11 protein-coding genes are annotated in these 10,558 nt (G+C 37.3%); 2 read left to right on the top strand and 9 right to left on the bottom strand.

What is annotated here, in order from left to right:
- From ACNKXS_RS11115 to ACNKXS_RS11075, 9 genes are all read right to left on the bottom strand, one after another.
- On the bottom strand, positions 1–1,177 hold a 1,177-nt coding region (locus ACNKXS_RS11115), incomplete at its 3' end, for a M56 family metallopeptidase (RefSeq protein ID WP_417920906.1).
- Between the two features lies 1 nt (position 1,178).
- A complete protein-coding gene (locus ACNKXS_RS11110; RefSeq protein WP_417920905.1) occupies positions 1,179–1,544 on the bottom strand; it encodes a BlaI/MecI/CopY family transcriptional regulator in 366 nt (121 codons plus the stop codon).
- A gap of 106 nt (positions 1,545–1,650) precedes the next feature.
- Entirely contained in the window at positions 1,651–2,046 is a 396-nt protein-coding gene (locus ACNKXS_RS11105) for a nuclear transport factor 2 family protein (protein WP_417920904.1), read from the bottom strand.
- Positions 2,047–2,051: 5 nt separating this feature from the next.
- The gene (locus ACNKXS_RS11100; protein WP_417920903.1) at positions 2,052–2,981 is read right to left on the bottom strand and encodes a UDP-3-O-(3-hydroxymyristoyl)glucosamine N-acyltransferase; all 930 of its coding nucleotides are present in this window, start codon (positions 2,979–2,981) and stop codon (positions 2,052–2,054) included.
- A 3-nt stretch (positions 2,982–2,984) separates the two neighbouring features.
- Positions 2,985–3,551 carry an elongation factor P gene (efp, locus tag ACNKXS_RS11095; protein WP_295180585.1) on the bottom strand — a complete coding sequence of 189 codons (567 nt, stop codon included), beginning with the start codon at positions 3,549–3,551 and terminating at the stop codon, positions 2,985–2,987.
- Between the two features lie 6 nt (positions 3,552–3,557).
- Positions 3,558–4,343 carry an acyl-ACP--UDP-N-acetylglucosamine O-acyltransferase gene (gene lpxA, locus ACNKXS_RS11090; protein ID WP_141877641.1) on the bottom strand — a complete coding sequence of 262 codons (786 nt, stop codon included), beginning with the start codon at positions 4,341–4,343 and terminating at the stop codon, positions 3,558–3,560.
- A 5-nt stretch (positions 4,344–4,348) separates the two neighbouring features.
- Positions 4,349–5,746, bottom strand: coding sequence for a bifunctional UDP-3-O-[3-hydroxymyristoyl] N-acetylglucosamine deacetylase/3-hydroxyacyl-ACP dehydratase (locus ACNKXS_RS11085; protein ID WP_417920902.1), 1,398 nt, complete (start codon positions 5,744–5,746; stop codon positions 4,349–4,351).
- Entirely contained in the window at positions 5,739–6,764 is a 1,026-nt protein-coding gene (lpxD, locus tag ACNKXS_RS11080; RefSeq protein ID WP_417920901.1) for a UDP-3-O-(3-hydroxymyristoyl)glucosamine N-acyltransferase, read from the bottom strand. Before lpxD ends, ACNKXS_RS11085 begins: the two co-directional genes overlap by 8 nt.
- Positions 6,765–6,788: 24 nt before the next feature.
- Positions 6,789–8,018 carry an HD domain-containing protein gene (locus tag ACNKXS_RS11075; protein ID WP_417920900.1) on the bottom strand — a complete coding sequence of 410 codons (1,230 nt, stop codon included), beginning with the start codon at positions 8,016–8,018 and terminating at the stop codon, positions 6,789–6,791.
- A gap of 108 nt (positions 8,019–8,126) precedes the next feature.
- Between ACNKXS_RS11075 and porX the strand changes: the two genes are divergently transcribed.
- Both porX and tsaE read left to right on the top strand, forming a co-directional pair.
- Positions 8,127–9,677, top strand: coding sequence for a T9SS response regulator signal transducer PorX (gene porX / locus ACNKXS_RS11070; RefSeq protein ID WP_417921246.1), 1,551 nt, complete (start codon positions 8,127–8,129; stop codon positions 9,675–9,677).
- Positions 9,678–9,806: 129 nt separating this feature from the next.
- Entirely contained in the window at positions 9,807–10,211 is a 405-nt protein-coding gene (tsaE, locus tag ACNKXS_RS11065) for a tRNA (adenosine(37)-N6)-threonylcarbamoyltransferase complex ATPase subunit type 1 TsaE (protein WP_417920899.1), read from the top strand.
- Positions 10,212–10,558 lie beyond the last annotated feature (347 nt).

Genomic DNA, 10,558 nt, shown 5'->3' with positions numbered 1-10,558 from the left:
CACCAGTTTCTGGTGTGCTTGGAGCTAGAAACTCAGTTCCTGAAATTCTGGATAATTCAGTTTTGCGATACTCAGCATTGAGTTTGTCAATAAAACCGGTAGTTGAATTAGCGAAATCTACATAAAAATATGGGTTTTTCAACTGCCAGTTATTCCAATCCTTTGTAATCTTATCCAACTCATCGGTAAAATTTTTAAGGGCTACAGGTTTGTTGTACAAAAGAATATCTTCATCGTTCACCGTGATATAAACCGTATTTTTCTTCTGAAGCTCGATCAATTCGGAGGTTTCTCCATTTGATAGCACTGGCTTCGCTATAATTTCTTCATTGAAAGTATATATACAACCTGCAAGAATGGGTAACAATACCAGCATTTTCATACTCAGCCGTCTGGCTGAAAGATTTTTTGTCATCATAAGTATTCGTTTTTTGATTAATGAATAATTAATGGGACTTGCCAGAACGTTAGTTTCCTGTCCCCGGCTGTATCCTAAAAGAAGTTCACTGTAATCTCTCAGGTTCTGATGTTTGTTAAGTACCTGCTCATCGGCAAGGAACTCGTGATTTAATTTGATAGAATTTTTGATGTATATAAATATTGGATTGAACCAGAAAATCGCATTCACCAGTTCCAGAAATAGAAGATCCCAGGTGTGTTTTTGATCTACATGTGCTTTTTCATGTGCTATCACCGCTTCCGAAATCTGTGAGTTCTTAAATTCCTTTTTACTGAAGAAGATATAATGCAGGAAACTGAAAGGATTGATGGAATTACCAAGCAGCACATAGATATACGGAAGTTCTTTTTTAAGCTGACCTGATTTTATCGTCAATCGCATCTTATGGAGGTTCCATATAAACCGAAGCACAAAAACCAAGAATCCTATGAAATATATAAACAGCAATATCTGACTTCCATATTGGTCTATAAAACCAGTTTCCTGTTCTGCCGATGAGTTTTCAGATTGTATCACTAATATCGGCGCAGTCTCCACGAACTCTTTGGCAGCTACCTCGTAAGAAATGCTTATAAGAGGCAGCATCGCTGAAAATAACAGCATGAAGATTAGATAAAAACGCTTTAGTCTATTGGACTTTTCAGCTTCCAGAAAAAATTTATAGAAGCTAAAAAGAACCAGCAAACATCCCGCAGATTTTAAGATATACTCCGTCATCTCAGTCCTTTTTTATTTTCTCATCAATCAGTTTTCTCAATTTCTTCAACTCAGCGTCAGTAAGATCTGTTTCTTCAGTAAAAAAAGATGCGAACTGCGAGGCAGAATTATCGAAAAAGGATTTGATCATCCCATTCATTCTTTTCGAGAAATAAGCTTTCTTGCTCACCTTAGGATAATATTCTCTGGATCTGCCTATCTGCTCATAAGCAACAAAATTTTTATCCTGCATTCTTCTAAGCAAAGTTGCGATAGTCGTAGTAGCAGGTTTTGGATTAGGATAAGCTTCGATAAGGTCTTTCATAAAAGCTTTCTCCTGTTTCCAGAGCAATTGCATTAGTTCTTCTTCAGCATTAGATAATAACATTGAGTAAATATTGATTCTCTACAAATGTAGAATAAATAATCAATTCTACAAACGTAGAAGTAATTAAGTATAAAAAAAGCCTCTGTGAATCAGAGGGTTTGAAGTTTTATGACCAGGGATCATCGTCGATCTCTTCGCCTAGCTGACTAATTTGAGTGCCCTTGTAAAGTTTTCCATCTTTCAGCTCCCACATTGCAACAAAATGCGCCAATGGCATTTCCTCTTCGGGGTTTTCTATAGTTCTTACGAAATAAGTAAAATGAATAGCAGCTTCATTCTCACTGGAGATTATCTTTTCAGTCTCAGCCCGCAATGATTCGTATGATTCTGAAATCTCTTTTGTAATCGCAGAAATACCTTCTAAATTTAATTTTCTGAATCCTGTAGTACCGTACCAGCGTAATTCAACATCTGGATGAAGATATGCCTTCAGCACTTCTTCATCTTTATAGAAGTTAGATTCGTAAAATTTGGTTACAATATCTTTAGTCTCTAGATCCATAAATCTTATTTTAATTTTTTGACAATCTCCGGCAATTGTTTAATCGCCGCATATTCCCTAAGTTTTGTTCGTACTTCACCAAAAGGCGTGCCCCAATAGGTTGTGCCAGGTGTAGTATCTTTTGAAACTCCGCATTGTGCCATTAAAACCGTTCCGGTAGCAATTCGAACATCACTTCTTATTCCAACCTGTCCCCAGATAGTAACATCATCTTCTACGATCACACAACCAGCTATTCCAATTTGAGATGCTAATAAACAATTTTTTCCGATAACAGTATCATGCCCGATCTGAATTAAATTATCGAGCTTGGAACCTTCACCGATTATAGTATCTCCAGTAACCCCTCGATCTATCGAACAATTCGTTCCTATCTCTACATGGTCCTCCACTACTACTCTACCACCTGATAGTAACTTATCGAATCCTTCTGGTCGTTTCTTATAATAAAAAGCGTCACCTCCCAGTACCGTTCCACTATGGATAATCACATGATCACCGATCACACAATTATCACCAATAGTAACGTTCGCGTGAATAAGACAGTTCTTTCCAATAGATACATTATTGCCAATAACGGCATTGGGTTGCACGACAGATCCTTCACCAATATTTGCAGATTCTGCGATGGTCGTATTCAGTTTTTCAAATGGTTTGAAATAGCGTGTAAGCTTATTGAAATCGCGAAATGGATCTTCAGAAACAAGCAAAGCTTTACCTTCAGGACAGTCTACTTCTTTATTAATAAGAATAACCGTCGCTGCAGAGCTGAGTGCTTTATCGTAATATTTAGGATGATCCACAAAAACGATATCTCCTGGATTCACCACGTGAATCTCATTCATACCCAGCACAGGAAAATCTGCTTCACCTACATACGAACAATCAATTAGATCTGCTATTTGAGAAAGCTTATGTTTTTGAGGGAATTTCATAGATTATTCCTTAATTCTCTCTTTGTAAGTACCTTTTTCAGTTTCGATCTTGATCTTATCACCTTCGTTGATAAAAAGAGGAACATTCACCTCATAACCAGTTTCAACGGTTGCTGGCTTTGTAGCATTTGTAGCGGTATTTCCTTTTAAACCAGGTTCTGTATGTGTAACTTCTAACACTACACTTCCTGGCATTTCTACTGAAAGTGGCATGTTATCTTCAGTATTGATAAGAATCGTTACGACTTCACCTTCCTTTAAGAGTTTCGGCATATCCAGAGCATTTTCTGTAAGTCGAATTTGAGTATAATCTTCAACATTCATAAAATGCCAGAATTCACCATCTTCATATAAGAATTGAAATTTATGAGTTTCAACTCGAATATCTTCAATCTTATGCCCTGCGGAAAATGTATTATCAAGAACTTTTCCTGTAGTAACACTTTTCAGTTTAGTTCTAACGAAGGCCGGGCCCTTTCCTGGTTTTACATGAAGAAATTCAATGATCTTATAAATATCGTGGTTGTAACGAATACATAAACCGTTTCTGATATCACTGGTACTAGCCATAAGTTTTTAGTTTGAACTGAAGTATCCTTTCATGATACCTCTTTGTGAGTTTTTAATAAATTCTAATATTTCGTCCCTTTCTGCGGTGGCCTGCATTTCAGCTTCAATGATCGCTACCGCCTGGGAATTATTGTAATTCTTCTGGTATAATATTCTATAAATATCCTGAATTTCCCTGATCTTTTCCGTAGAAAAACCTCTTCGTCTTAGTCCGATAGAATTAATACCTACATAACTCAAAGGTTCTCTACCCGCTTTTACAAATGGCGGAACATCTTTCCTAACCATGGATCCACCGGTGACAAATGCATGTTTTCCAATACTGCAAAACTGCTGAATTGCTGCCATTCCCGCTAGAACTACATGATCCCCAACGTTTATGTGACCTGCAAGCGTACTGTTATTTGAAAAGATACAATTATCTCCTACGATACAATCATGAGCAACGTGGCAATAGGCCATGATCCAGCAATTATTACCAATTACCGTCTTCATTCTATCTGTAGTTCCCCTGTTAATGGTAACACATTCCCGAATGGTTGTGTTGTCACCAATTACAGTAAGAGTATCTTCGTCATTAAATTTCTTATCCTGAGGCACCGCAGAAATTACTGCACCTGGAAAAATACTACAATTCTTACCAATACGTGCACCTTCCATGATGCTAACATTGGAACCAATCCAGGTACCTTCTCCAATCACTACATTGTTATGTATGGTCGCGAAAGGTTCGATCACCACATTCTTGGCGATCTTTGCTCCCGGATGCACATATGCTAAAGGTTGGTTCATAGTTTTTATTTTGATTTTACAATTTGTGCCATAAGAATGGCTTCGGTCGCTAATTGTCCGTTTACATAGGCATAGCCCTGCATCTGGCAAATTCCACGACGAATAGGAGCCAGTAACTCCAGCTTAAAAATTAGAGTGTCCCCAGGCACCACCTGTCTTTTGAACTTCACATTATCGATCTTCATAAAGAAGGTTAGATAGTTTTCAGGATCCGGAACCGACTTTAAAGCCAATATTCCACCGGTTTGAGCCATGGCTTCTACTTGCAATACTCCGGGCATTACTGGTTTCCCAGGAAAGTGACCAACAAAAAATGGTTCGTTCATGGTCACATTCTTCATCCCGATAACGTGAGTATCTGTCAGCTCATAAATCTTATCTACCAAGAGAAACGGAGATCTATGCGGTAACGTATCCATGATATCATTCACATCCATAAGTGGCGGTTGAGAAAGATCGATCTTAGGTACATTATTCCTTTTTTCAGCTTTGATAACCTTGGCTAATTTCTTAGCAAATTCAGTATTAATATAATGACCAGGTTTTGTGGCAATGATTTTACCTCTGATCCTTGTACCTGCTAAAGCCACATCCCCTATAACATCCAGCAGTTTGTGTCTTGCTGCTTCATTTGGATGATGCAATGTTAAGTTATCCAGGATCCCGTTCGGTTTTACTGAAATATCATCTCGATCGAAAGCTACTCTCAACTTCTCAAGAGTATCTTCACTAATCTCTTTATCTACATATACGATCGCATTGTTTAGATCGCCACCTTTTATAAGGCCATGTTCCAGCAAAGTTTCAATTTCATGCAGAAAGCTAAACGTCCTGGAATCGGCAATTTCAGTCTTAAATTCTGAAATATGCTCTATAGAAGCATTTTGAGTACCCAGTACTTTGGTTCCAAAATCCACCATGGTAGTTACCTGATATTCATCTGCAGGCATGAGGATGATTTCAGATCCATTATCATCACGATAACAAATAATATCGGTGACCACGAATTCATCTCTATCTTCCTCCTGTTCTTCAGCTCCAGCTTTCTCAAGCGCTTCTACGAAAAATTTGGAAGAACCATCCATAATTGGTGGTTCAGGAGCGTTCAGCTCAATATATAAGTTATCTATTTCAAGACCTACACAGGCAGCAAGTACATGTTCCGAAGTCTGGATCGTAACACCTTTTTTATCGAGGTTAGTTCCACGCTGAGTATTTACAACGTAATTTACATCTGCCTCTACTTCAGGAGATCCTTCAAGATCTGTTCTTCTAAACACATAGCCTGTATTTACAGGTGCTGGTTTAAAAGTCAGCGTTACTTCTTTTCCAGTATGCAGGCCAACGCCTTCAAGAGAAATTTCTTCTCTTATGGTTCTTTGTTTTGAAACCTTATTAGCCATTATTAATCTTTTTATCCAGTTGGTGAATTAATTTCATTGTTTTTGGTAGGTTTTTGAAATGTATGTAGGACTTATTATAATCACCATAACCAAAAGCTGGCGATCCCTGAAGCATCTCATCATCCTTTATATCTCTACCTATGCCAGATTGGGCCTGTATTTTCACACGGTCTCCAATCGTTAGGTGCCCGGCAATCCCTACCTGTCCTCCAATAAGACAGTTCTTTCCAATCTTCGTAGATCCGGCAACACCAGTTTGTGCAGCAATAGCAGTATTCTCCCCTATTTCTACATTATGAGCGATTTGTATATGATTATCCAGTTTCACACCTTTTTTGATTACCGTGGAACCCAGGGTTGCACGATCTATAGTCGTTCCTGCACCGATATCTACATGATCCTCTATAATAACATTCCCTATCTGCGGAACCTTACTGTAAGCACCGGTTTCTCCCGGACTAAATCCAAAACCATCAGCACCTACTACAGCACCACTATGAATGGTCACATCGTTTCCTATAATACTTTCAGAATAGATCTTCACTCCAGCAAAAATAGTGGTGTTATCACCTATCTGCACGTTATCACCTATGTAAGCATTCGGGTAGACCTTGACATTTTCTCCCAGTTTCACCTGGTCTCCTATATATGCAAAAGCACCCAGATACAGTCCGTCACCATAGGTAGCAGATTTAGCAATAAAACTGGGATTTTCAATCCCCGACTTATTTAGCTTGATCTGGTTGTAATATTCAAGCAAAGTTGAAAAAGCCTTGTAGGCATCCTTTACTTTGATCAATGTAGTATTAACCGGTTGCTCAACCTCGAAGTTCTCGTTAACGATCGTAACGCTCGCATTCGTGGTATATAAAAAGCTATTATATTTAGGATTACTTAGAAAAGTTAGTGATCCTTCACTCCCCTCTTCTATTTTAGCAAGTTCAGAAACTTCGGCTTCAGGATTTCCTTCCACCTTACCTTCCAATATCTCGGCAATTTGTTTCGCTGTAAATTTCATTCTGGCAAAAGTAAAAAAAATGAACTAATCTTTAACTTTTGGATAACACATATAGTATTTGGTCACAGTATTTGTAAGAGCTTTGAGATTAAACTGGTCTGAAACCTTTACTACATCACATATTTTACCATTTTTATGTAAAATATTGATATTATCCTTTTCTCGTTTATAGGCAAGATTTGCGATTTCCCCCTCGAATACAAAGTAGGATGCTTCTTTTTCTGAAATATTATATTTCTTCTGAAGAGCTTTTTTTCGCTGATCCAGTTTTTCCTGGGAAGGTCGTTTCTTTTTGATCTTACTCTTCAGAAGTTTCCTGTTAATGATCATTTCGCACAAATTACTGAGTACGAAATCATCTGAATACATCCATTCCTTCATTGCAGAGATCACATCATTATCATCAAGTCTCGAAAACATCACAAGAGTATGCTGATCGAAATTATGTCTTTCCACTTTATTCTGAAGAAAATACAATAGACTACCGCTGGCATGTAATTGATGGCCCTCACCTATTAATTCCTTGGCCCGCTTTAAAACCCGTATAAGCAATTGCTCTGCCACCAGGCTGGTTTTATGTAAATACACCTGCCAGTACATTAAGCGTCTACCTATCAAAAATTTCTCTACAGAATATATACCTTTCTCCTCCACCACCAGTTCATCATTCACCACATTCAGCATAGTAATTAGGCGTTCACTATTAATATTACCCTCTACGGCACCAGTATAGAAACTATCGCGTTTTAGATAATCAAGACGATCCATATCCATCTGACTACTAATTAACTGATTCATAAATTTGCGATCGTAACTTCCTTTGAAAATCTGAATAGCCAGAGTTAAACTTTGGTTAAATTCAGTATTCATTTGTTCCATGAAAAGGAGTGAAATAGTCTCATGATCTACTCCTTCCACCAGGCTGTGTTCCATCGCATGACTAAAAGGACCATGTCCAATATCATGCATTAAAATTGCTATAAGCAATGCTTCTTCTTCCTCTTCTGAAATCTCTACGCCTTTAATCCTGAGTATCCTAACTGCTTTCAGCATTAAGTGTACACAGCCTAGAGCGTGATGAAACCTCGTGTGATGTGCCCCCGGATAGACAAGATAAGATAAGCCCATTTGGGAAATTCTACGCAATCTCTGGAAGTACGGATGCTCGATAATCTTAAAGATCCGTTCATTAGGAATGGTAATAAAACCGTAAATTGGATCGTTTAGTATTTTGAGTTTAGTTTGTGAAGCCAAGCTTTTATAATCTAATGTTCAAAACAAAGATACATATATGAACTTAGCCCCGGTAATAAGTTCTATTTCAATTATAATGGTTCTCTTCGGAAGCCATAAATAATCAAAATTATGACGATAAAGATATTATGGGTCGATGACGAAATTGACCTTTTAAAACCACATATATTATTTCTACAGAAGAAAAACTACGAGGTTAAAACCTGCAAAAGTGGAACTGAAGCCCTTGAACTCATCGAAGAAGAAAATTTTGACATTATATTCCTGGACGAAAATATGCCGGGGCTTACCGGTCTGGAAACCCTTACTGAAATCAAAGAGCGTAGGGAAACGGTGCCGGTGGTTATGATCACCAAGAGCGAAGAAGAGTATATTATGGAGGAAGCGATTGGATCTAAAATCGCCGATTATCTTATCAAACCGGTAAACCCTAACCAGATTCTACTGAGTTTAAAGAAAAATCTGGATCACTCCCGACTCATTTCTGAGAAGACAACTTCCAACTACCAGCAAGAGTTCCGGAAAATAGCGATGGAATTGTCTCAGGTGAATTCCTATGAAGAATGGGTTTCGTTATATCAAAAATTGATCTACTGGGAAATACAGTTAGAAGAAATTGAAGATTCAGGAATGTTCGAAATTCTTGAATCTCAAAAACAGGAGGCAAATAATCAGTTCTTTAAATTCATTTCTAAGAATTACGAGGATTGGTTTCAGCAAGGTGGAGAGCCTCCAGTGATGTCTCATACTTTATTCAAGAAAAAGATTCTGCCAGAAATCAAACCTGGAGAGCCAACGTTGCTAGTTGTGGTTGATAATTTAAGATATGACCAGTGGAAATCACTAGAACCAATTATCACGACGCACTATAAGAAAGAGAAAGAGGATGCTTACTTCAGTATTTTGCCAACTGCAACACAATATGCACGAAATGCGATTTTCTCTGGAATGATGCCAAGTGAAATGGAAAAACTTTTTCCAGAATACTGGAAGAACGATACTGAAGAAGGAGGTAAAAATCTACACGAATCTGATTTTCTTCGGGAACAGCTCAAGAGATTAGGAAAAGACCTGAGGTACGAATTTCATAAAATCACAAGTCTGAAGGCGGGAAGAAAGCTGGCAGATAACTTTAAGAGTCAGAAATCCAACGATCTTACAGTAGTTGTTTATAATTTTGTAGACATGCTCTCTCATTCCAAGACCGAGATGGAAGTGATAAAGGAGCTAGCTTCTAATGATAAGTCTTACCGGAGCTTAACCCAGAGCTGGTTTAAAAACTCACCATTACTTGATATTATACAAAAAGCACAACAACAAGGTTTTAAATTGATCATTACCACAGATCATGGAACGATCAATGTTAAGAACCCTTCTAAGGTCATTGGTGATAAGAACACAAGTTTAAATTTGAGATACAAAACAGGCAGAAGTCTGACTTACGAGAATAAAGAGGTCTTTGCCATAGAGAATCCTAAGTCGGTTCATCTACCAACCATTAATATGAGTAGTTCTTATATTTTTGCAAAGGAGGACTTATTCTTTGCGTATCCCAATAATTTCAATCATTACGTAAGTTATTATAGAAATACTTATCAGCATGGTGGTATTTCCTTAGAAGAAGTTGTAATCCCCTTTGTAGTCCTAAACCCAAAATAATCGATGAACGACGTTTTTATTCGCTGAACGACAAGATAAATAGCTGTACCTAATTGATTATCAAAAACATACAGCTGTATATCCTTTTTTTATATATCTTTATCATCCCAAATCTGACATATTGAATTTATGGAGTTAACCTACGAACTTCACGAACTGGATCAAGCAGTAGATTACATTCTACGTAATACAAAGAGTAAAACACTGCTCTTCTACGGCGAGATGGGTGCTGGCAAGACAACTTTAATCAAAGAGTTATCTAAAGCACTGGGCGTTAAAGACGCCGTTTCCAGCCCAACATTTTCATTAGTTAACCATTACGAGTCAGATCAGGGTGCTGTATATCATTTCGATTTCTATAGAATCGAATCAGATATGGAAGCATTAGATATTGGATTTGAAGATTACCTGGATTCTGGAGCATGGAATTTGATTGAATGGCCACAAAAAGTAGGGAAACTACTTAGTGATGATCATCAAAAACTGCATATTAAGGTAGTATCGGAGAATTCAAGAATGTTAAAGTTAAGTTAACGAAATCAAAATTTCGTGAATTTGACGCTAAAAATTGTTCGTAAGAATATTATTACTTTTGCAGATATTTTATAAACCTGATTTATTAATTTATATTCGTTAAACGATTTATAAACAGATTTAAACTAACATTTTTAAAGTTTTTTATGCGATTTTTCAGGTATTTATTGCCTTGAAAAAGGGCGCAAAGGTACGATTAATGTTTTAACCCACAGGATTTTAAGTTGTTCTATGTTTGTCTCAGAACAAAACGAAACAACCATATTAAAATCTTATATTATGAAACTTAAAGCAGTACTTTTCGCAGCAGCAATTTTTGGAGCAAGTTTTTTTGTAACTTCAACTTC

It is taken from the genome of Christiangramia marina (genome assembly GCF_048285865.1).
Taxonomy (GTDB): Bacteria; Bacteroidota; Bacteroidia; order Flavobacteriales; family Flavobacteriaceae; genus Christiangramia; species Christiangramia marina.
The sequence above is the reverse complement of the archived record's forward strand: the minus strand, read 5'-3'. Positions and strand labels throughout refer to the sequence as shown.

Excerpts from the sequence above, each read along its gene's own strand:
- efp (WP_295180585.1), bottom strand. The coding sequence starts at position 3,551 with ATGGCTAGTACCAGTGATATCAGAAACGGTTTATGTATTCGTTACAAC.
- lpxD (WP_417920901.1), bottom strand. The coding sequence starts at position 6,764 with ATGAAATTTACAGCGAAACAAATTGCCGAGATATTGGAAGGTAAGGTG.
- tsaE (WP_417920899.1), top strand. The coding sequence starts at position 9,807 with ATGGAGTTAACCTACGAACTTCACGAACTGGATCAAGCAGTAGATTAC.
- lpxA (WP_141877641.1), bottom strand. The coding sequence starts at position 4,343 with ATGAACCAACCTTTAGCATATGTGCATCCGGGAGCAAAGATCGCCAAG.
- ACNKXS_RS11085 (WP_417920902.1), bottom strand. The coding sequence starts at position 5,746 with ATGGCTAATAAGGTTTCAAAACAAAGAACCATAAGAGAAGAAATTTCT.
- ACNKXS_RS11110 (WP_417920905.1), bottom strand. The coding sequence starts at position 1,544 with ATGTTATTATCTAATGCTGAAGAAGAACTAATGCAATTGCTCTGGAAA.
- ACNKXS_RS11100 (WP_417920903.1), bottom strand. The coding sequence starts at position 2,981 with ATGAAATTCCCTCAAAAACATAAGCTTTCTCAAATAGCAGATCTAATT.
- ACNKXS_RS11105 (WP_417920904.1), bottom strand. The coding sequence starts at position 2,046 with ATGGATCTAGAGACTAAAGATATTGTAACCAAATTTTACGAATCTAAC.